The organism is Nonomuraea sp. NPDC050153 (assembly GCF_044460125.1).
Taxonomy (GTDB): domain Bacteria; phylum Actinomycetota; class Actinomycetes; order Streptosporangiales; family Streptosporangiaceae; genus Nonomuraea.
In genome coordinates, this window is sequence record NZ_JBITJQ010000002.1 from 391,126 (window position 1) to 411,336 (window position 20,211).

Sequence of the window (20,211 nt, forward strand, 5' to 3'; positions counted from 1 at the left end):
ACCCTAGTTTCGGATGATTCGTTCCGCGATCGGCGCCGCCCGGTCGATGGGGATGGCGAACCCGATGCCGATGTTCCCGCCCCCGCGCCCGGACGCGATAGCCGTGTTCACCCCCACGACCTCGCCCCGGGCGTTGACCAGCGGGCCGCCCGAGTTGCCGGGGTTGATGGACGCGTCCGTCTGCACGGCCGTGCGCAGCGCCGCCGTCCGTGCCGAGCCCAGCCGTACCTCCCGGTCCAGGGCGCTCACGATGCCGGCGGTGACCGTGCCCGACAGGCCCAGCGGGGAGCCGATCGCCAGCACCTGGTCGCCGACGGCCAGGTCGCCGGACCTGCCGAGGGTCGCGGGCGTGAGATCCCGCGGGTAGTCCACCTCCAGCACGGCCAGGTCCTCGTCGTCGTCCTCGCCGATCACGCGGGCGGCGATCCTGCGGCCGTCGCTCAACACGACGGTCGCCCGGTCGCCGCCCCTGATCACGTGCGCGTTGGTGAGGATGTGGCCGCGTCCGTCCACCACGAACCCCGAACCGGCCCCGCTGCCCGTCTCCACCGAGACCACGCTGGGCAGCACCCGGGCCGCCGTCGCGCTCAGCCCGCCGAGACTGACCGACGGGGCGGGCGCCACCCTGGGGAGGGCGGCGGCGGGGCCCGGCTCGGCGCCTTCGGAGAGCCGCGCCCCCGCCACGCCCGCCACCGCTCCGGTGAGCGCCGCGACGAGCGCGGCGGCCACCAGCGGCAGCCCCCTGGGCGGCGCCTTCCGTGATGCGACCTGCGGCACCGCATCGGGGATCTCGACCTTCCGCGGTGCGTCCTGCGGCACCGCGCCGGGGATCCCGATCGGCGGGGTGACGAACTCCGGCCCGCGCGGGCTGCCCAGGCCCCTCATGGCAGCCTCGAGAACCACAGCATCGACGTGACCGCCGCGATCAGCGCGAAGGCCATCCCCGCCGCCACGAACCACATCCATATCTCCTGCCGCTCGGTCCGGTAGCCGACCGACGTGCCGATGTCCTCGTAGACCGCCTGCAGCTCGTCACCGCTGGCCGCCTCGTAGAAGCCGCCGCCGGCCGCCTCGGCCAGCCCGCGCAGCGCCGGACCGTCCACCGGCACGGGGATCTCGCGCCCGGAGATGTCGATCGTGCCGTCCGCCGTGCCGTACGCGATGGTCGTGACCGGCACACCCCTGGCGGAGGCCGCCGCGGCCGCGTCGCCGACCGTGCGGCCCGTGGTATTGGAGCCGTCGGACAGCAGCACGATGTGCGCGGGCGGCGTCTCCTCCTCCGAGTCGAGCGCGGCGATGGCGTCCAGCGAGGAGTAGACCGCCTCGCCGATGGCGGTGCCCGAGGCGGTGCTGAGCCGGTCGAGCGCGCTCAGCACCGCCTGCCGGTCGGTGGTCGGCGGCACGGCCACGGACGCCGACGAGGAGAACGACACCAGGCCCAGGTTGAACCGCTCGGGCAGGCCCGCCACGAACTGCCTGGCCGCCTGCTTGGCCGCCTCGAACCGGTTGGGCCGGACATCGGTGGCGCCCATGGACGCCGACACGTCGAACGCCACCATGATCGTGGCCCGTTCCCTCGGCACCCGCACCTCGGCCGTCGGCCGGGCGAAGCCGATCACGAGCAGGACGAACATGAGCAGCAACGCCGCCGCCGGCACGTGCCTGCGCCAGCCGGGCCGCCTCGGGGCGACCTTGTCGAGCAGGTCGAGGTTGGTGAACCTGACGGCGTACGCGGTCCTGCTCCGCAGGGCCATGATCACGTACGTCAGGGCCAGCAGGGCCACGGGGACGAGCAGCAGCAACCACAGGGGCGCGATCAGCGTCACGCCGCATCACCTCCTCCCCCGGAGGGGCGTGCCAGGGCGGCCAGGCGGCGCTGGCGCATGACGTGCCGGACCAGGTCGCGTACCCAGTCCCGGTCCGTGCGCAGCCGCAGGTGGGTCGCGCCGGCCCGGCGCAGCGCCTGTGTGACGGCGTCGCGCTGCTCGGCCGCCGCCTCCGCGTACCTGCGGCGCAGCCGCGCGCTCCCCGTGGCGACCTCGCGCCGCCGCCCCGTCTCCGGGTCGATCAGCGTCAGGATCCCCACGTCGGGCAGCGTCAGCTCGCGCGGGTCCAGCACCTCCACGGCCAGCACCTGGTGCCGGGCGGTGAGCCTGCGCAGCGGCGGTTCCCAGGTCTCGGGCGCGTCGAGGAAGTCGGACACGACCACGACCAGGCCGCGGCGCCGTACCACCCGGCCGAGCTGCTCGGCGGCCACGCCCAGCAGCGGCTCGGCCACCCCGGGCGGGGTGCGGGGCAGCGCGAACGCCGCCTGCAGCAGCGCCATCAGGTGCGGGCGGCCCGTCCTGGCGGGCAGCGTCCTGACGCCGCCGCCGTGCAGCAGGTGGGTGCCGATGCGGTTGCCGGTCCGCTGGGTGAGAAAGCCGACCGCCGCCAGCGCCGACACGGCCAGCTCCCGCTTCTCCATGGCCGCGGTGCCGAAGTCCATGCTGGCGGTGGCGTCGAGCAGCGCCCAGATCTCCAGCTCGCGGTCGGCGACCAGGTCCCGGACGTGGGGCTGGTCGGTGCGGGCGGTGACGTTCCAGTCCATCCGCCGCACGTCGTCGCCCACCTGGTACGGCCGCGTCTCGGCCGGCTCGCTCCCCGGCCCCGGCACCAGTCCCAGATGCTCCCCCTGCAGCAGTCCATCCAGTCTCCTGGTGATCGTCAGCTCAAGCCTGCGCAGCGCGGGCTCGGCCATCAGGTACGGCCTCATGCCACGGCTTCGTTCTGCCGTGCCAGCTGCTGGGCCTGCTGCTGGGGGGCGATGACGGGCAGCGGAACGGCCGCCAGCACGCGGTCCACGATCTGCCTGGGCGCCACCCCGTCGGCCAGGGCGTCGAAGGAGAGCACGAGCCGGTGCGCCATGACGTCGTGGGCCAGGTCCCGCACGTCCTCCGGCAGCGCGTAGTCGCGCCCCCGCAGCAGCGCCAGCGCCCGGCCCGCCGCCAGCAGGCCGAGCGTGGCCCTGGGGCTCGCCCCGAACGCCAGCAGCCGCCGCACGTCCTGCACCCCGAACCGCTCGGGGTCGCGGGTGGCGTTGACGAGGCGGACGGCGTACTCGGCCACCGCGTGGTGCACGAAGACCTCCTCGGCCCGCCGCTGGAGCGCGACGACCCGGGCGGGGTCCAGCACGGCGTGCGGCACGGGCGGGTCCACGCTCATGCGGTAGACGATCGCCAGCTCCTCCGACTCGCTGGGATAGTCCACGTCGATCTTCATGAGGAAGCGGTCCCGCTGCGCCTCGGGCAGGTGGTAGACGCCCTCGGACTCGATCGGGTTCTGGGTGGCCAGCACCAGGAACGGCCTCGGCACGTCGTGGGAGACGCCGCCGATGCTGACCTGCCGCTCGGCCATGATCTCCAGCAGCGCCGACTGCACCTTCGCGGGCGCCCGGTTGATCTCGTCGGCGAGCAGCAGGTTGACCATGACCGGGCCGAGCTCGACGTCGAAGGTCTCGGTCGACGGGCGGTAGATCCTGGTCCCCACGATGTCCGCCGGGACCAGGTCGGGTGTGAACTGGATGCGGGCGAACGTGCCGCCGACCACGGTGGCCATGGTCTCCGCGGCCAGCGTCTTGGCGATGCCCGGCACGCCCTCCAGCAGGCAGTGGCCCTTGGCGAGCACCGCCACGAGCAGCCGCTCGACCATGCGGTCCTGGCCCACGATCACCCGCTTGACCTCGAACAGCGCGCGTTCGAGCAGTAGAGGATCCGTCATGGCTGTACCACCGGGTGGTGGCAGTCGTCCACGACCACCCGCAACTCCAGCGCGGTCGGCTCGGGATCGGCGAACGCGGCGCTTCCCGTCATGAGCACGGCGCCCGCGGCCAGCAGCACAAGAGCGAAACGTGATGTACGCATAGGACGCATGTCATCAAGCGACCGCGAAAACCCGCGTAACCGTCGTCTTTACACGATTTTTCGGGCATCTCCCACGGCGGCGGCGGGAGTTCAGCCGTCCCGGAGCTTCACCTGCGACAGGAGCTCATCCACGAGGTCCGCGACCACGCGATCCGGCCCGTGGGTGCAGTCCACGCGGAATCCCGGCTCGTCCGCCTCCAGCGGTTCGAGGGTGTTCCATTGCGAGTCGAAGAGCGCCCCCGGCATGAAGTGCCCGGTGCGCGCCTCCAGGCGACGCACGATGAGGTCCGGCGCGGCATGAAGTTCGACGAACAATAAGTCCGGGGCCTCGGCGAGAATGATCTCCCGATACGTCCGTTTGAGCGCCGAGCAGGCGACGACCGCCCCACCGGCCCGCGAGCCGGCGAGAGCGCCTCCGACCGATTCGAGCCACGGGAAACGGTCGTCGTCGGTGAGCGGGACGCCCGAAGCCATCTTGGCCACGTTGGCCGGCGGATGCAGGTCGTCGCCGTCGATGAAGCTCACGCCCAATCGCTCGGCGAGCAGGCGGCCCACGGTGGTCTTCCCGGCCCCGGACACGCCCATCACCACGACAAGTGGTCGCAGCGGAGATCCCTCCCTCTCAGGTGACATCAGTAGAACTCGACCGTGTCGACGACGTTCACGAGCGCGTGTCCGTCGAGCAGCCGGGTGGCGTTGTCGGCGAACAGCTCGGCGACGGCCGCTTCCTCGTCGGCCGCCAGAGCCGCGGTGTGCGGGCTGATCAGGACGTTGGGCAAGGCCCAGAGCGGGCTCGTGGCGGGCAACGGCTCGACCTCGAACACATCGAGTGCCGCGAAACCGACCCGCCCCTCCTCCAGCGCCGCGATGAGGGCCGATTCGTCGACCACGCTGCCCCGGCCCACGTTCACGAACGTGACGCCGCGTTTGACCCGTGCGAGCAGCCGTTCGTCCACGAATCTCTCCGTCAGACCGGTGCCCGGCAGCGCGCACACGATCGCGTCCATCTCACCGATGACGTCGTCCACGTCATCGATGCTCACGAAGCGGTCGACGTCCGGGTGCTCGGTGCCGGCGCGGCGCGAGGTCGCCGTGACGCTCATGCCGAGCGCCGACAGGGATCGGGCGACGGCCCTGCCGATCCCGCCGAAGCCGAGAAGCAGCACCTTCTGGCGGGAGATCTGCCGTGACATCCACCGCTCACTCCACTGGCGCCGGCTTTTCAGCCGCATCAGCCGGGGGACGTCCTTGGCGCCGGAGAGGATGCCCAGCACCACGAACTCCGACAGCGGGGATCCGTGCACGCCGGCGGAGGTGGTGAACGTGACCCGCCGGAGGTGCGACGGGCTCAGCCCGGCCTTCCCGACCTGCTGACCGCCACCGGCGGAGGTCGTGTGCACCCACCGGAGACGCGGGTTCGATCGCACCGTCCGGGCGAGCGCCGTGGGGTCGACGTCCGGGATCCCCAGCAGCACGTCGGCCGAGTCGAGGAGGGCTTCGAATTTGCGCTGCTGCTCCGGGGTACGGCGAAACGCGGGATCGCCGGAGAAGTCCGCCCTGTGGCGGATGGGCGGCAGCAGCGAGGGGTCGACCAGCAGGGTCACGCGCGGTTCGCGTTCCATGATGCGCCGGTAGGACTCCTCGTGCAGAGGGTTGGCGACGGCTACTCTCAGGCGTTTCCGATCGGGTGGAAGTCGTTCCCCGACCGGCGTGTTGTGATCGCTCACTCGGGGGTCAGCTCTCCACGAAGAGCCGCTGAGCGCGTTTCCACGCCTCGACGGAAGTCGCCATGTGAACCTTCATCGCGTGCCGCGCCTTGTCGGGGTCGCGCTGTTCGACCGCTCGCAAGATCTCCGTGTGCTCCTTCAACGCAAGTGAGATCGCGCCAGGAAGACGATCCGTCAACTGGCGCGCGTTCAACAGAAGATCGCCCACACCTTCGAGCACGTTGCGGAAGGCCACGTTGTGGCTGGCGACCGCCAGTGCCGCGTGGAAGGCGACGTCGGCGCGGTAGGCGCCTTCGCCGTCCCGGTGGGCGCGTTCGTAGTCGTCGAGGGCGACGCCGATCGCTTCGAGGTCGGCGGGCGTCGCCTCGGTCGCCGCGCGCTCGGCGATCGCCGTCTCCAGCACGCGCCGCAGTTCATAGATGTCCCCAACGGCCTCCCCTGCCAGTAATGCGGAGATCGCCGCCGCCTCGACCGCCGCCTCGACCGGAACGGAGGTCACCCTCGCCCCGACGCGTGGGCGCACGTCGAGATAGCCCATGGTCACAAGCGACTGGACCGCCTCCCGGACGGTGTTGCGGCCGACCCCATAGGCCTCCATGAGCTCCTTCTCCCCCGGGACCTTCGAGCCCGGCGGGTACTGGCCACTCTTGATCTTGAACAGCAGGTCGTCGGCGATCGAGGCCGACAGGTTCCTCCTGGTCACCTTGACACGAGGTTCGATCATATGATCTACTCCATTCATCCTACAAATAGGATTATTCGGATCCTAGCGATAATTCGCTGCCTCAGCAAATCCCCCGGGCCTGCTCGATTCGTGGCGCTACGACGACATAGCCCAGAAGTAACCAGAGAAAGCAGCAATGATGTTCACAGCCGAACGACGTCTGCTCCGTGCCGTCACGACAATTGGAGCGTTCTCCGCTCTGGCCGTAGCGCTCACAGCGTGTTCCAACTCCGAGCAGTCGGCCACCACCGGCACGGCGCTCGATCCCGCGCTGGCCAAGTCGGCGAAGGGGAATATCACGGTCTGCGGGCCGACGGACTCGTCGGGCGTTTGGAAGGCCACGATGGAGGCCTTCAACAAGGCGCATCCCGGGACGTCGGCCAATTACGTGGAGCTGGGGGCGTCGGCCGACGACCAGTTGCAGCAGATCACGCAGCGAATGCAGACGAAGTCGACGCAGTGCGACGTCGTCCGCCTGGACGTGGTGTGGACGGCACAGCTGGCCGCCCAGGGCTGGCTCGCGGACATGAGCAAGGTCATCTCGTCCAAGCTGGACAAGCTCATTCCGTCGACGGCCGGCACCTTGCACTACAAGGACAAATACTGGGGCGTCCCGTTCTATTCGAACACGGGCCTGCTCTACTACCGCACCGACAAGGCGAAGGCTCCGCAGACCTGGCAGGAACTCTACTCGTACGGCGAGGCGGACCCCAAGAAGGGATTCCTCTATCAGGCCTCACAAAGCGAGTCCCTCACTGTGAGTTTCCTCGAATTGTTGTACAGCGCGGGCGGCCAGGTGCTGAACGACAAGGGCGAGGTCGCCATCAACTCGCCGCAGACGACCGAGGTGCTGACGTTCATGCAGAACGGCATCAACAAGGGCGCCGCGCCCAAGGCGGTGCTGACATACGACGAGGACGCCACCCGTCTCGCATTCGAGTCCGGCGCCGGGGCGACCATGCGTAATTACCCCTACGCCTACGCGGCCGGTCAGAAGTCGGCCATCGCCGGCAAGTTCGCCGTGATGCCGCTTCCCGGATGGAAGACGTCGGGCAACGGCGTCGGCGTGCTGGGCGGCAGCAACGTGGCCGTCAGCACGTTCTCCAAGAACCAGGCGGGCGCCCTCGCGATGATCGACTTCATGACCGGCGACAGCTGGCAGCAGGAGATCGCCGTCAAGAACGCGCTCGCCCCCGCCGTCACGGCGGCCTACGCGTCCGAGCCGGTCAAGAAGGCCCTGCCGTTCTCGCAGGAGCTGCTGAAGGCGCTGACGAGCGCGAAGTCGCGGCCGGTGTCGCCCGTGTACCCGCAGATCTCGCAGGCGATCTACCAGACCGTGGGGAAGGTGCTCTCCGGAGAGCTGACCCCGCAGGCGGCGACCTCTCAGATGGCGGACAAGGTCGGCACCGCCCTCAAGACGTTCTGATGGCGATGCGGTTCTCCCGATCCTCGGGGCGCCTCTCGGACGCGAACGAGAGGCGCCTCGCGGGGCGTATGGTGGCGCCCGCCCTCATCCTCATGGCCGGCGTCGCCGGCTATCCCGTGCTCTACGCGATCTGGCTTTCGCTGCACCAGTACAGCGTCATCACCCCGGGGCTCTCGCGCTTCGTCGGCCTGGGCAACTACGCCGAGCAGCTCACCTCGCAGGCGTGGTGGCAGGCCGTGCGCAACACCTTCCTGTTCACCGCGATCTCGGTCCCGCTCGAACTGGTCATCGGAATCGCGCTGGCGCTCCTGCTGAACATCGCGTTCCGGTTCAGGACGCTGCTGCGCAGCATCGTGCTGCTCCCGTACGCGATCCTGACGGTGGTGAGCGCCATCACGTGGCGGACCATCTTCGACCCGGACCTCGGTCTGGTCTCCACCCTGCTCAGCTCCCTCGGCCTCACCGACGCCGGCGTGGTCTGGCTGGGGCAGAGCGGGTACGCGATGACGGTGGTGATCCTGGCGGATGTCTGGAAGACGGCCCCCTTCGTCGCGCTCCTGGTGCTCGCCGGGCTCCAGGTGATTCCGGCGGAGCTGCGCGAGGCGTCGCAGATCGACGGCGCCGGCGCTCTGCGGCACTTCCGGAGCATCACGCTGCCCCTGCTCTGGCCCGCCATCGCGCTGGCGATGATCTTCCGGACGCTCGACGCCCTGCGCGTCTTCGACCTTCCGTTCGTTCTGACGCGCGGCGCGTACGGCACGGAGACCATGTCCGTCCTGGCCTATCAGACCTTGCGCGGCAACCAGCTGATCGGCGAAGGGTCCGCGGTGTCGATCCTCACCTTCGTCATCGTCATGCTGGTGTCTTTCCTCTACATCCGCTTCGCCGGTGGCAACATCCGATCGGTCGTCAAGGGAGGCTCACGATGACCAACGCGACCACCGGCCGCCGGCCGTCGCCACGGCGCAGGCCCCGACGGCGCGGCGCCGAGCACAACCCGCTGGTCTGGTGTGCCATCGCCGTCGTCATGGTCTTCTCGATCGTGCCGGTCTACTGGCTCGTCAACACGTCGCTGAAGACCGGGCCCGACCTCTCGACGGCGAGTCTCACCCCTCCGCGCCCCACTTTCGAGAATTACCTGGCGGTCCTCGGCGACAGCCAGTTCGTGGGCGCCCTCGTCAATTCCGTCATCGTGGCGGCGACGACGACCATTCTCGCGCTCGCCGTCGCGTCGTTCGCCGCGTATCCCCTCGCCCGGCTCCCGATGCGCGGCAAATTCCTCATCCTGAGCATCGTGCTGTCCGTGACGACCTTCCCGGGCATCGCGATCGCCGCGCCGATGTTCTCCCTGTGGAACGACCTGGGGCTCTACAACACGCTGGTCGGACTGATCATCCCCTATCTGACGTTCACGCTCCCGTTGTCGATCTACACCCTCGTGTCGTTCTTCAAAGAGATCCCCGTGGAGCTCGAGGAGGCGGCCTACATCGACGGGACGTCCCCCTTCCAGGCCTACTACAAGGTCATCCTCCCGCTCGCCGCACCCGGGATCGCCACCGTGGGAATCCTCGCGTTCATTTTCGCCTGGAACGAGTTCCTGCTCGCGGCCACGCTGACGTACAGCCCCGAGGCCCGCACCGTTCCCGTCGCCATCGCGTTCTTCACGGGCGCGAGCGAGTACGAGCAGCCGCTCGGCACGATCAGCGCCGCGTCCGTGATCATCTCGATCCCGCTCATCCTCCTGGTGCTGGTCTTCCAGAAGAAGATCGTGTCCGGCCTCACCGCGGGAGCAGTCAAAGGATGAACACCCAGAACGGACGGTGGTGGCGCGAGGGCGTCTTCTACCAGGTGTACGTGCCGTCGTTCCAGGACGGCGACGCGGACGGATTCGGCGACCTGCGGGGCGTGGAACAGCGCCTCGATCACATCGCGGCACTCGGCGTGACCGCGATCTGGCTGAGCCCGATCTACGCCTCGCCGCTGCTGGACTTCGGTTACGACGTGTCCGGTTACACCGAGGTGGGGGCGGTGTTCGGCGATCTGGCCACCTTCGATCGGATCGTCCGGGGGGCGCACGATCGAGGGCTTCGTGTCGTGCTCGACTACGTGCCCCAGCACACCTCCAGCGAGCATCCCTGGTTCCGCGACGCGCTTTCGAGCCGTGACAGCGAACACCGGGACTGGTATCTCTGGCACGATCCGAAGCCGGACGGCGGCCCGCCGAACAACTGGGCCTCCGCCTTCGGCGGCCCCGCCTGGACCTTCCACGAGCCGACCGGCCAGTACTACTATCACGCGCATCTGCCCGAGCAGCCGAGCCTGAACTGGCGCAACCCGGCCGTCAAGAAGGCCATGTTCGACGTCATGAGGTTCTGGCTCGACCGCGGGGTGGACGGGTTCCGCGTGGACGCGGTCTGGCGGCTCGTCAAGGACGCGCGACTGCGCGACAACCCGATGGACGACGGCCACGAGTCGTTCGAGATCGGTGGCGCGGCCGCCCACACCACGGTCCGGCAGATCCAGAAGTACACCGCCGACCAGCCCGAACTGCCGGGCCTGCTCGCGGAGATGCACACTGTCACCGAGGAGTACGACGACCGGATGCTGATGGGTGAGCTCCATCTCAAGCTCGAACGCGTCGCCGCTCTCGGCACGCGCGGCCTGGACCTCGCCATGAACTTCGCGCTCATCGACGCGCCCTGGAACGGCGTCGATCTGGCGAAACTCATCCAGCGCTACTACGCCGCGCTGCCGCCCGGCTCGCACCCCAACTGGGTGCTCAGCAACCACGACCGGTCCCGGCTGGCCAGCCGGATCGGAGCGGAACGCGTCCCCGGCGCGCTGGCTCTGCTGCTCACGCTCCACGGAACGCCGACGCTCTATTACGGCGACGAACTCGGCCTGCCCGACGCCCCGGTGGACGCCGGGCATGCCCGCGACTGCGCCGAGCTCCGCGCGCCCGGACTCGGACTCGGCCGGGACCCCCAGCGGATGCCCATGCCCTGGCGGGAGAGGCCGGCGCACGCCGGATTCACCCCCGATGACGTCGAGCCGTGGCTGCCCATACCCTCATGGGCGGGACGATTCAGCGTCGAGACCCAGGAACTCGCCCCTCGCTCGGTCCTCGTCCTCGTCAAAGAACTCCTGGCGCTCCGGCGGGAGCTGCCCGCCCTGCGCCAAGGGGGGATCACCGTGCTGTCCGCCCACCCGGACCAGCTCGTATACCTCCGCGGCGACGGCGAGGACTCGCTTCTGGTGGCGGTGAATCTTTCCGATCGCGACCAGGAAATCGCGTTCCACGGTTCCAGGAGAACGCTTTGGTCGTCGCACTCGGCTGTCGCCGAGCCAGACCCTCTCACCCTTGCGCCCTTCGAGGCACGGATCCTGGCGGCTGACACTCGTTGACCCGAAGGACGGCCACCTTCGACGAGGTGGCCGTCCGTCAGGCAGGGATCAGCCGATCAGGTACTTCATCACCTTCTTGATCGTCGCGTTCCTTTCGTTGTCGTTGGCGAGCTGCTCCAGCCCGAACCCCAGCAGCACCGTGTCCTTGGTGGAGACGGCGGCCGTGGTGTCCGCCTGCGCGCGGGCGAAGTCGCCCGCGCCGGTGGGGCTGCCGGCCGGAGGACCGGGGATGGCCCACGGGCCGAGGCCGGTCTCGAAGCCCTCGGAGTCGAGGGTGCCGCCGGTGGTGGTGACCCGCGTGTCGTCCACGAACGTGCCGACGCCGCCCGTGCCCGGGTCGGTCACGTAGCTGACCGACACCTCCACCTGCTGGCCGGCGTAGGCGGACAGGTCGAAGGCGACCTGCTGCCAGCCGCCGGAGTCGCCGGTGAACCGGTGCCAGGAGCCGCTGGTGCCGCCGGCCGTGCAGGGGTTGCCGCCGGTCAGGTAGTGCCCCAGCCACGGGTGCTCGTCCAGGTAGAAGCCGGCCTCGCACTCCGTCGGCACGGTGCTGTCCGTGCCGCCGTTGAGGTCGGGCAGCGTGGTCCAGTTGTCCTGGCCGACCGTGTGGGCCTCGACGATGACGTTGTCATAGCCGGGCTCGGTGTCGAAGGAGAGCTGGAAGGCCAGCCTCGGCTGCTGCGCCGCCGTCACGGATCCCAGGTTGACCGTCCTGGTCAGCCGCATGTACGAGTCGTCCGCGTGCGGCCCCCTGACGTACCACTGACCCTCGACCGGGTCGAACGGGCCGCCGGCGCCGAGCGTGTAGTCGGCCGCCGGAGTGCCCGTGAACCTTGGCAGGTCCGTGCCCATGGGCTGCAGCACGCCCGCCTCGTCCAGCGGGTTGGCCACCGTGGCCGGACCGCCGAACGTGCCGCCCGTCCCGGCCAGCGGGCCCTTCCCGGCGAAACCGGTCGGGGAACTGCGGGCGATGCGCCCGCCGACGCCCATGTAGTACTGGGTGAAGTCGTCGGCCAGCAGCAGGCACTCGTCGAACAGGCCCTGGATCGTGGTGACCACGCAGTCGCCGTCCGGGTCGCCGTCGATGCCGTAGTAGATGCCTCCGACGATCGTGTCGAGAATGCCGTAGTACGCGGCCGTCTCGCCGGTGTAGAGGAGCTTGCCCCCTTCGTTGAGGTAGTCGCGGATGGAGATGGTCAGGTCCTGCTGCGACCGCTTGACGTCGGCGTCGGGCAGGTTACCGAGCGGGGTCACGGTGACCAGGTCCTGCTGGTCCATGGACAGCCGGTTGTCACCCAGCTCCCACACGACGCCCTTGAAGTGCGACAGCACGCCCAGGTGGTGCGGCACGCCCTGCGCGTCCACGTCCCAGGTCTCGGAGGCGTACCCGGCGGCCTGGAGAGCCTTCTTGTACGCGGTGGTGTGCTTCGGCGCCGTCACCGAGGGCGGGTAGTCCGGGTTGAAGCCGGTGTAGTCCTCGTTGGCGACGATCAGGACCTTGGCCGCGGAGTCCTTGGCCAGGGTGTAGGTGAAGTGCGAGCTGGAGACGATCCCGGTTCCCGGTTTGAGGCCCTGGAACCAGACCTCGACCTTGTCGCCCGGTTTCGCGCCGCTCACGGTGCCGCGGTACTCGGCGAAGTACAGATCGTTCTCGTCGCCGTACCGCTCGCCGCCCTGCCACTCCGACAGCGGCCTGGTCTGCGCCGGACCGCCGTTGATGCGGAAGCGCAGCACCTTGCCCAGCAGCGACCTGCGGGCGGTGACCGCCACCGGCTGCGGGTCGCCGTACGACACGCTGAAGGAGTCCGGCGCGAAGTCGGGCACCGTGCGCCCGACCACGGAGACCGGGGTGTCCGGCGTCCGCACGGTCTTGGCCGCGGCCAGCGCCAGCGGGACGTTCTTGAGGAACTCGTCCTGGATCAGCGCCTCGCTGTCGGGGAAGGTGAAGCCCAGCCCGCCGACGCAGTCGGCCAGCGTCCACTCGTCGTTCGGGTTCCGCTCGACCGCGTCCTCGCAGGTGGACATCTCCGGCGTGATCGACATGACCTTCCGCAGGTTGGTCATGTGCCCGTCGGTCTCGCCGTTGGTGGTGTAGAGCTCGGCGCCGATGTCGGGGTCGTAGCCGGACACGGCCGGGTGGGCGTCGTCGCCGAGCATGGCCTCGAAGATCAGGTCGTCGGGCGACGGCGTGGCCTGCTGCCAGCCGATTCCGTACAGCAGCAGCATGGCCGCGGAGTGGTAGTTCAGCAGGTACGTGAAGTGCACCCGCTTGGTCAGGTTGTCCAGCGCCACGGTCTCCGGCTCCGACTGCGGCGACTTGCCGCGGTAGGTCTGGCTGGAGAGGACGTTGGACGAGCCCTCGTTGTCGTAGCCCCACTTGTAAGTGAAGTTGCGGTTGGGGTCGACGCCGTCGGCGCTGGTGATCTGCCCGTCGCCGTCGTTGTCGCGCAGGTTCTTGCGCCACAGCCGGTTGTCGGGGGTGAAGGTGTAGTCGTAGCCGTCGGGGTTGGCCACCGGGATGAACCACAGCTCGGTGGTGTTCACGAGTTTGGTGAGCTCGGCGTTGCCGCCGTAGCCGTCGAGGAAGTGGTGCAGCAGCCGCCGGATCATCTCGGGCGTGATCCACTCGCGGGCGTGCTGGGCGGCCATGTAGAGCATGGCCGGGCGCTTGCCGTCGGCGAGCTTGCGGGCGTCCTTGGTCACCTTGATCGCGGTGATCGGCGTGCCGTTCAGGCTGTTGCCGATGTTCACGACCTTGGCGATGCCGGGCTTGGCGTTGGCCGCGGCGATGATCTCCTCGCGGATGCCTCCGGCGCCCGCGTACCGCTTGAACACCCCGTCGCCCTTCTGCGCCAGCCGCGCCTTGTCCGCGATCTGGGCCTTCAGGGTGATGCCCTGCTTAGCGAGCGTGTCGGCCAGCGCGGCGGCGAGGATCACCTCGATGGTGACCTTGCCGTTCGCACGCTTGACGATCCGCATCTCCTCGCGGTCCACGCCGGCCGCGATGAGCCTGGCCAGCTGGTCCGCGGTGAGCTCGCCGGTGTAGACGAACACGCCGTCGGGGCCCGGAGCGGGCTTGGGCACCGCCGACGCGGGTGGGATGACGAACGAACCGAGTAACAGGAGGATGCCGGCGAACATGATTAACGCGCGCTTCATCGCGCCTCCGAGAAATCAGCCCCCGAATGTCGCTAGGGATGCCCGCAATGTCCGTGTATGCCAGGGGGCTTGTCAATCATGACGGCCACATGTGGTCAAAGTTCGAACTATGTAATCCAGGGCACATCCGGATTCGTATGCAGGCCCCACCCGCCGGTCAAGCTTGCGCGCGTCGCGGTGGCGCGGCGGTGAGGCGGAGAAGCGTCACCCTGGAGGGCCCTCGGCCCGGTGCGGCGGGTGGCGCCCACCGTGCGCAGCCGTAAAAGACCGTGGTTGTGAACGCGCAACGGGCCGCCCGCCGTAGGAACGGCGAGCGGCCCGTGAGATGAGCGCTAGACGAAATTAATCGTTCAGGTGCTGGCGCAGGTAGGACTCGACGCCCTCGATGGAGATGCGCTCCTGGGCCATCGAGTCGCGCTCGCGGATCGTCACCGCCTGGTCCTCGAGCGTGTCGAAGTCGACCGTGATGCAGAACGGCGTGCCGATCTCGTCCTGGCGCCGGTAGCGGCGGCCGATCGCGCCCGCGTCGTCGAACTCCACGTTCCACCGGCGGCGCAGCTGCGCGGCCAGGTCGCGGGCCTTCGGCGACAGGTCGGCGTTGCGCGAGAGCGGCAGCACCGCGGCCTTGACCGGCGCGAGCCGGTGGTCGAGCCGCATGACCGTGCGCTTCTCCATGACGCCCTTGGCGTTGGGGGCCTCGTCCTCGCTGTAGGCGTCGAGCAGGAACGTCAGCGTGGCGCGGTCGACACCGGCGGCCGGCTCGATGACGTAGGGGATGTAGCGCTCCCCCGTGTCCTGCTCGAAGAAGCTCAGGTCGGTGCCCGACGCCTTGGAGTGGGCGGTCAGGTCGAAGTCGGTGCGGTTGGCGACGCCCTCGAGCTCACCCCACTCGGTGCCGGTGAAGTTGAAGCGGTATTCGATGTCGACGGTGCGCTTGGAGTAATGGGACAGCTTGTCCTTCGGGTGCTCGTAAAGGCGCAGGTTGTCCTTGCTGATGCCCAGGTCGGAGTACCAGCGGTAGCGCTCGTCGATCCAGTATTGGTGCCACTCCTCGTCCGTGCCCGGCTTGACGAAGAACTCCATCTCCATCTGCTCGAACTCGCGGGTGCGGAAGATGAAGTTACCCGGCGTGATCTCGTTGCGGAACGACTTGCCGATCTGGCCGATGCCGAACGGGATCTTCCTGCGCGCCGACTGCTGCACGTTGAGGTAGTTGATGAAGATGCCCTGCGCGGTCTCGGGGCGCAGGTAGGCCAGGCCCGACTCGTCCTCGACCGGGCCGAGGTAGGTCTTGAGCAGGCCGCTGAACTGCCGGGGCTCGGTGAAGGTGCCCTTGTTGCCGCAGTTGGGGCAGGTGATGTCGGCCAGGCCGCCCTCGGGCACCTTGCCGTTCTTCTCCTCGTACGCCTCGATCAGGTGATCGGCGCGGAAGCGCTTGTGGCAGGAGAGGCACTCGGTCAGCGGGTCGGTGAAGGTCTCGACGTGGCCGCTGGCCCGCCACACCTCGGGGGCCAGCACCACGCTGGAGTCGAGGCCCACCACGTCGTCGCGCGACTGGACCATCGACAGCCACCACTGCCGCTTGACGTTGTTCTTGAGCTCGACACCCAGTGGACCGTAGTCCCACGACGCGCGCAGTCCGCCGTAGATCTCGCTCGACGGGTAGACGAGCCCGCGGCGCTTGGCGAGGCTGACGATGGTGTCCATGACGTCGGTGCGTCGTGCCATTTTGGTTGATTCTCTTTCCGGCTGGAGGTCGGCGAGTGAAATTGGTGAGATCCCAGCTTAGGGGACGCACGGACCCTCTCGCGCGCCAGTAATCGTTAAGCGCCTTCCTGTGTGTAAACGTCCTCGAACGCACTGGGTTCGTTGACCATGAGAATCATCAGTGGATACATCACCATCCGGGCGGCGGAGAGCGCTCTGCGGTAGAAACCGGCGCCCTCCCACTCCGTGACCAGTGCCCACAGATTGGGCTCATCGACCGAACGGGCCAGCCTGCCACGCTGGTAGCCCGGCTGGGCGGCGAGCGTGTCGAGGATCGTGTGGCCCTGCTTGACGAAATCTTGGGACTGGGACTCTGGAACGGTGTATCGGATCACGGCGAGCACCCGACCAGATTAAAGGCGTGACAGCGCCCGAGGCGCCCACCCCGCCAGGAGGGCCGCCCACTCGGCGCCCCGTCTCCCGTAGGCTCTGGGTGTGGCCCCTGACAGCAAGCGCCCGCTTCCCGAGGGCGAGCAGTTCTTCACGCCGGGCGCGACCGGCCTGCGCAAGGCCGTCGAGCGGCGCAGCGCCGTGCCGATGACCTACCTGTTCACGCAGGTTCCCCGATGGACGGCGCCCACGGTGCTGGTGATCCTGCTGCTGGCCGGGTTCGCCGTGGCCAATCCGCTGGGCGGCGTGGCCGTGCTGCCGGCGATCGCCTTCATCGGCTGGCTGGCGTACCTGTCGTGGCCGTCGCTGGGGATCGGCGGGAAGGTGATGCGGGTCGCCATGCTGACCTTCCTCGTGCTCCTGGCGGCGACCCGCTTCGGCCTCATCACTCCCTAGGGCAGGAGCGTGTAGTGGGGGAAGTTGCCCGGCAGGCGCTCGCCGTCCGGGCCCCCGGTGGAGGACGCCGTGGAGGACGCGGCGGAGGACGCGGTGGAGGCCCGCACCAGCAGCTCGCCGCCGACGAACGCGCCGCGCCAGGACGCCCCGAGCCCGCCGAACAGCTCCTCCCGGTCGCCCCGCGAGCGCGGCCTGTTGTGCCCCACCTTGAACGCCCGCACCTCCGGCGCCAGCCGGTGGAACGTCTCCTCCTCGCCGCACGACAGCGTGGCCACCAGGGCGCCGTTGCTGGCGTTCATGGCGGCCAGCAGCTCGGCCTCGGTGTCCACCAGCACGATGGTGTCCACGGGCCCGAACGGCTCGGCGTGGAAGAGGGGCGAGGAGCGGGGCGGGTTGAGGAGCGCCGTCGGCGCAAAATACGCCGAAATATCCTGCCCCGGCAGGAAATGTCCGGCATCGAGAGACGCCCGGTGCACCGGCACCCCGCCCCTGGCCACCGCCTCGTCCACCTGGTCGGCCAGCTCCTTGGCCTTGGAGGCGTTGATCAGTGGCCCGAAGTCCAGCTCGGGCAGCGGATCGCCGGGATCGGCCACCGCGAGCGGATGCCCGAACCGCAGCGACCCCACCGCCGCCAGGTACGCCCCCAGGAACTCGTGGAACAGCGACCGCTGCACCACGAACCGCGGATAGGCCGTGCACCGCTGCTTGCCGTAGTCGAACGACGCCCGGATCTGCCTCGTGAGCAGCTCCCAGTCGCCGTACTCCCACACGCCCCAGCAGTTCAGCCCCTCCTGCTCCAGCACGTGCCGCCGCCCGAGGTCGGCCAGCGAGGTCGCCACCTTGGCCCCCGCGTCCCGGCCGCCCACGAACGACACGCTGCCCAGCGCCCGCCCGCCGACCAGCACCGGCGACAGCTCCGCCCCTCCCCCGCTCACCAGCGTGAACGGCAGCCCCTCCCGCACCGCCAGCGCGCAGGCCAGCGTCAGGCAGCACAGGCCGCCGTCCGTGGGCGTCTTGGCGATCACCGCGTTGCCGGCCAGCGCCTGCACGAGCATCGCGTGCATGAGCACGCTCATCGGATAGTTCCAGCTCGCGATGTTGCTGACGGGGCCGGGCAGCGGCATGCGCCCGGCGACCAGGCGGTCGATCTCGTCGACGTACCAGCGCACGCCGTCCAGGCAGCGGTCCACGTCCGCGCGGGCCGTCCTCCACGGCTTGCCGATCTCCCAGACCAGCAGCAGGGCCAGCAGGTCGCGGTGGGCTGCCATCGACTCGACGGCGGCCGACACCATGGCCTTGCGCTCGGCGAGCGGCAGGTGCCGCCAGCGCCGGTGCTCCTCCACCGCGCCCGCCACCGCCCGTCCGGCGCCCGCCCGGTCGATCCTGGGCGGGCCCGCGATGGCGGTGCCGTCCAGCGGCGAGAAGCCGGGCACGGGGCGCCCGTCGCGGTGCCAGATGCCGCCCCAGTGGTTGAGCACCCGGTCGTCGTGGAATGCCTCGGGGACCGCCGAACAGCACCGTTCGTAGGCGTCCCGCCAGTCCGTACCCGGCTTGATCCGCATGCGCTCCTCCTCAGTCGGACCAGTCGGCGGTGATGAGCTCGGGCAACGGCTCGAACTCCTTGATCGCCTCCAGCGAGGGCCCCATGGCGGCGTTGGCCTCGCGCTCCACCATCACCTCCACCAGCACCGGCAGCCGCTCCCGCGCCGACTCCGCCGTCGCCCAGGCCAGCGCGTCCCGGATGTCGCCCGGCAGCTCCACTCGGCGCGCCGGGCAGCCGAACGCCTCCATGGCCTTGACATGGTCGATGCCGCCTTCTCCGTAGTGCAGGTCCACGGCGTAGTTCATGCCGTACGGGATCTCGGCCTGCCTGATGAGGCCCAGGTACTCGTTGTTGATCATGACGATGACGAACGGGATCCGGTACTGGGCGGCCACCGCCACCTCCTCCATGAGGAACTGGAAGGAGTAGTCGCCCACCACCGCCACGACCTGCCGCTCCGGATGCGCGCACTTGACGCCCATGGCCGCGGGCACCTCCCAGCCCAGCGGCCCGGCCTGGCCGCAGACCAGGTAGCGGCGCGGCAGGTAGGTCGTCTGGAACTGACCCGACCAGATCTGGTAGAGCCCGATGGCGGTGACGAACGTGGTGTCCCTGCCGAAATACTCGTTGATCTCCCTGAACACCCTGGGCGGCTTGATCGGCACGTCGTCGAAGTCGTCGCGGCGCGCCATCGTCCTGCGCAGGTCGGCGACCTTCCGTACCCACTTGCCCGGCTGCCGCGGCTCGCCGCGGCGGCGCGCCTCGTGCAGCAGCTCCGCCAGCACCGGCCGGGCGTGCCCGACGATCCCGAGGTCCGGCTCGAAGACCCGGCCGATCTGCGTGGGCTCGATGTCCACGTGCACGAACGTCCGGCCCCGGCGGTAGACGTCGAGGTCCCCGGTGTGCCGGTCGCCGAACCGGGCGCCGACGGCCAGCACCAGGTCGCTCTCCAGGAACGCGGCGTTGCCCCACCGCGTCTGGGTCTGGACGCCCGCCATGCCCGCGAACAGCGGATGGTCCTCGGGGAAGGCGCCCTTGCCCATGAGCGTCACCTGCACGGGCACCTGGAGGTGCTCGGCCAGCGCGCGCAGCTCGTCGGACGCGTCCGCGATGATCACGCCGCCGCCGGCCAGGATGATCGGCCGCCTGGCCCCGGTCAGCAGGTCCACGGCCCTGCGCAGGGCCTTGGGCAGCGGCGCGGGCTCGTCGACGGGCAGTGGCGCGTCCAGCTCCCGGTCGTACAGGCAGGTCCCGCGCTGGACGTCGACCGGCAGGTCGATGAGCACCGGGCCGGGCCGCCCCGAGCGGGCGATCCTGAACGCCTCCCTGAACACCCACGGCGCCTGCGCCGGCTCCTTGAGCTGCACCGCCCACTTGGTCACCGGCCGGGCGATCTCCACGATGTCGACCGCCTGGAACGCCTCCTGGTGCAGCTTGGACGAGACCGCCTGGCCGGTGACGCAGATCATCGGGATCGAGTCGGCCAGGGCGGTGTAGAGGCCGGTGATCATGTTCGTGCCGGCGGGGCCGGAGGTGCCGATGCACACGCCGACGTTCCCGGTCACCCTGGACCAGCCGTCGGCCGCGTGGGTGCCGCCCTCCTCGTGGCGCACGGTGACGTGCCTGATCGAGCTGTGCTGGAGCGCGGCGTAGAGCGGCAGGATGGCCGCGCCCGGGATGCCGAAGACGGTGTCCACCCCCTCCGACTCCAGCACCGCCACCACGGCCTCCATGCACGGAATCCTTTTCCCCGTGCTTCTGGTTCTCTCGCT

At 69.5% G+C, this 20,211-nt stretch carries 18 protein-coding genes; 5 read left to right on the forward strand and 13 right to left on the reverse strand.

The genetic code is table 11. From position 1 onward, the window contains the following. Positions 1-3: 3 nt before the first annotated feature. The 8 genes from ACIBQ1_RS06040 to ACIBQ1_RS06075 form a co-directional block, all read right to left on the reverse strand. Positions 4-903 (reverse strand): S1C family serine protease, encoded by a 900-nt coding sequence (locus ACIBQ1_RS06040; protein WP_397274880.1) that lies wholly within the window; start codon positions 901-903, stop codon positions 4-6. Beyond that, a complete protein-coding gene (locus ACIBQ1_RS06045) occupies positions 882-1,826 on the reverse strand; it encodes a VWA domain-containing protein (protein WP_397274881.1) in 945 nt (314 codons plus the stop codon). The genes ACIBQ1_RS06040 and ACIBQ1_RS06045 overlap by 22 nt, the downstream gene beginning before the upstream one ends. Beyond that, positions 1,823-2,755, reverse strand: a complete 933-nt coding sequence (locus ACIBQ1_RS06050; RefSeq protein ID WP_397274882.1) for a DUF58 domain-containing protein — start codon at positions 2,753-2,755, stop codon at positions 1,823-1,825. Before ACIBQ1_RS06050 ends, ACIBQ1_RS06045 begins: the two co-directional genes overlap by 4 nt. Next, the gene (locus tag ACIBQ1_RS06055) at positions 2,752-3,759 is read right to left on the reverse strand and encodes an AAA family ATPase (protein WP_397274883.1); all 1,008 of its coding nucleotides are present in this window, start codon (positions 3,757-3,759) and stop codon (positions 2,752-2,754) included. Before ACIBQ1_RS06055 ends, ACIBQ1_RS06050 begins: the two co-directional genes overlap by 4 nt. Continuing rightward, positions 3,756-3,902: a hypothetical protein gene (locus ACIBQ1_RS06060; protein ID WP_397274884.1), complete on the reverse strand. Its 147-nt coding sequence runs from the start codon at positions 3,900-3,902 to the stop codon at positions 3,756-3,758. Before ACIBQ1_RS06060 ends, ACIBQ1_RS06055 begins: the two co-directional genes overlap by 4 nt. 90 nt (positions 3,903-3,992) lie before the next feature. Next, positions 3,993-4,535: a gluconokinase gene (locus tag ACIBQ1_RS06065; RefSeq protein ID WP_397274885.1), complete on the reverse strand. Its 543-nt coding sequence runs from the start codon at positions 4,533-4,535 to the stop codon at positions 3,993-3,995. Further along, positions 4,535-5,524, reverse strand: coding sequence for a D-2-hydroxyacid dehydrogenase (locus ACIBQ1_RS06070; protein WP_397274886.1), 990 nt, complete (start codon positions 5,522-5,524; stop codon positions 4,535-4,537). Before ACIBQ1_RS06070 ends, ACIBQ1_RS06065 begins: the two co-directional genes overlap by 1 nt. Before the next feature lie 112 nt (positions 5,525-5,636). Continuing rightward, positions 5,637-6,332 carry a FadR/GntR family transcriptional regulator gene (locus tag ACIBQ1_RS06075; RefSeq protein WP_397274887.1) on the reverse strand — a complete coding sequence of 232 codons (696 nt, stop codon included), beginning with the start codon at positions 6,330-6,332 and terminating at the stop codon, positions 5,637-5,639. A gap of 157 nt (positions 6,333-6,489) precedes the next feature. Between ACIBQ1_RS06075 and ACIBQ1_RS06080 the strand changes: the two genes are divergently transcribed. From ACIBQ1_RS06080 to ACIBQ1_RS06095, 4 genes are all read left to right on the forward strand, one after another. Next, complete coding sequence (locus ACIBQ1_RS06080) at positions 6,490-7,779, forward strand: ABC transporter substrate-binding protein (protein WP_397274888.1); 1,290 nt, start codon at positions 6,490-6,492, stop codon at positions 7,777-7,779. Between the two features lie 92 nt (positions 7,780-7,871). Continuing rightward, positions 7,872-8,708: a carbohydrate ABC transporter permease gene (locus tag ACIBQ1_RS06085; protein ID WP_397274889.1), complete on the forward strand. Its 837-nt coding sequence runs from the start codon at positions 7,872-7,874 to the stop codon at positions 8,706-8,708. Beyond that, complete coding sequence (locus ACIBQ1_RS06090) at positions 8,705-9,583, forward strand: carbohydrate ABC transporter permease (RefSeq protein ID WP_355373144.1); 879 nt, start codon at positions 8,705-8,707, stop codon at positions 9,581-9,583. The genes ACIBQ1_RS06085 and ACIBQ1_RS06090 overlap by 4 nt, the downstream gene beginning before the upstream one ends. Next, the gene (locus ACIBQ1_RS06095) at positions 9,580-11,184 is read left to right on the forward strand and encodes an alpha-amylase family glycosyl hydrolase (RefSeq protein ID WP_397274890.1); all 1,605 of its coding nucleotides are present in this window, start codon (positions 9,580-9,582) and stop codon (positions 11,182-11,184) included. Before ACIBQ1_RS06090 ends, ACIBQ1_RS06095 begins: the two co-directional genes overlap by 4 nt. 48 nt (positions 11,185-11,232) lie before the next feature. On the opposite strand, the gene ACIBQ1_RS06100 is transcribed toward ACIBQ1_RS06095, so the two are convergent. The 3 genes from ACIBQ1_RS06100 to ACIBQ1_RS06110 all read right to left on the reverse strand — a co-directional run bounded on the left by ACIBQ1_RS06100 (position 11,233) and on the right by ACIBQ1_RS06110 (position 16,454). Continuing rightward, the gene (locus tag ACIBQ1_RS06100) at positions 11,233-14,343 is read right to left on the reverse strand and encodes a M14 family zinc carboxypeptidase (protein WP_397274891.1); all 3,111 of its coding nucleotides are present in this window, start codon (positions 14,341-14,343) and stop codon (positions 11,233-11,235) included. Between the two features lie 342 nt (positions 14,344-14,685). Next, the gene (locus tag ACIBQ1_RS06105; RefSeq protein ID WP_397274892.1) at positions 14,686-16,071 is read right to left on the reverse strand and encodes a glycine--tRNA ligase; all 1,386 of its coding nucleotides are present in this window, start codon (positions 16,069-16,071) and stop codon (positions 14,686-14,688) included. 95 nt (positions 16,072-16,166) lie between these two features. Continuing rightward, on the reverse strand, positions 16,167-16,454 hold the full coding sequence (locus ACIBQ1_RS06110; protein WP_397274893.1) for an antibiotic biosynthesis monooxygenase family protein: 288 nt from the start codon (positions 16,452-16,454) through the stop codon (positions 16,167-16,169). A 91-nt stretch (positions 16,455-16,545) separates the two neighbouring features. Here ACIBQ1_RS06110 and ACIBQ1_RS06115 point away from each other — a divergent pair, with 91 nt between their 5' ends. Further along, positions 16,546-16,896 (forward strand): DUF6703 family protein, encoded by a 351-nt coding sequence (locus tag ACIBQ1_RS06115; RefSeq protein ID WP_397274894.1) that lies wholly within the window; start codon positions 16,546-16,548, stop codon positions 16,894-16,896. Here ACIBQ1_RS06115 and ACIBQ1_RS06120 read toward each other — a convergent pair. Beyond that, positions 16,893-18,458, reverse strand: coding sequence for an aldehyde dehydrogenase family protein (locus ACIBQ1_RS06120; protein WP_397274895.1), 1,566 nt, complete (start codon positions 18,456-18,458; stop codon positions 16,893-16,895). The two genes, ACIBQ1_RS06115 and ACIBQ1_RS06120, sit on opposite strands and share 4 nt — an antisense overlap. A 10-nt stretch (positions 18,459-18,468) precedes the next feature. Continuing rightward, on the reverse strand, positions 18,469-20,172 hold the full coding sequence (gene gcl / locus ACIBQ1_RS06125; RefSeq protein WP_397274896.1) for a glyoxylate carboligase: 1,704 nt from the start codon (positions 20,170-20,172) through the stop codon (positions 18,469-18,471). Positions 20,173-20,211: the final 39 nt, after the last annotated feature.

Bases quoted from the DNA above. Each gene is read 5' to 3' on its own strand.
- ACIBQ1_RS06050 (WP_397274882.1), bottom strand. From the start codon at position 2,755: ATGAGGCCGTACCTGATGGCCGAGCCCGCGCTGCGCAGGCTTGAGCTG.
- ACIBQ1_RS06055 (WP_397274883.1), bottom strand. From the start codon at position 3,759: ATGACGGATCCTCTACTGCTCGAACGCGCGCTGTTCGAGGTCAAGCGG.
- ACIBQ1_RS06060 (WP_397274884.1), bottom strand. From the start codon at position 3,902: ATGCGTACATCACGTTTCGCTCTTGTGCTGCTGGCCGCGGGCGCCGTG.
- ACIBQ1_RS06065 (WP_397274885.1), bottom strand. From the start codon at position 4,535: ATGTCACCTGAGAGGGAGGGATCTCCGCTGCGACCACTTGTCGTGGTG.
- ACIBQ1_RS06070 (WP_397274886.1), bottom strand. From the start codon at position 5,524: ATGGAACGCGAACCGCGCGTGACCCTGCTGGTCGACCCCTCGCTGCTG.
- ACIBQ1_RS06080 (WP_397274888.1), top strand. From the start codon at position 6,490: ATGATGTTCACAGCCGAACGACGTCTGCTCCGTGCCGTCACGACAATT.
- ACIBQ1_RS06085 (WP_397274889.1), top strand. From the start codon at position 7,872: ATGGCCGGCGTCGCCGGCTATCCCGTGCTCTACGCGATCTGGCTTTCG.
- ACIBQ1_RS06090 (WP_355373144.1), top strand. From the start codon at position 8,705: ATGACCAACGCGACCACCGGCCGCCGGCCGTCGCCACGGCGCAGGCCC.
- ACIBQ1_RS06095 (WP_397274890.1), top strand. From the start codon at position 9,580: ATGAACACCCAGAACGGACGGTGGTGGCGCGAGGGCGTCTTCTACCAG.
- ACIBQ1_RS06100 (WP_397274891.1), bottom strand. From the start codon at position 14,343: ATGAAGCGCGCGTTAATCATGTTCGCCGGCATCCTCCTGTTACTCGGT.
- ACIBQ1_RS06105 (WP_397274892.1), bottom strand. From the start codon at position 16,071: ATGGCACGACGCACCGACGTCATGGACACCATCGTCAGCCTCGCCAAG.
- ACIBQ1_RS06120 (WP_397274895.1), bottom strand. From the start codon at position 18,458: ATGCGGATCAAGCCGGGTACGGACTGGCGGGACGCCTACGAACGGTGC.
- gcl (WP_397274896.1), bottom strand. From the start codon at position 20,172: ATGGAGGCCGTGGTGGCGGTGCTGGAGTCGGAGGGGGTGGACACCGTC.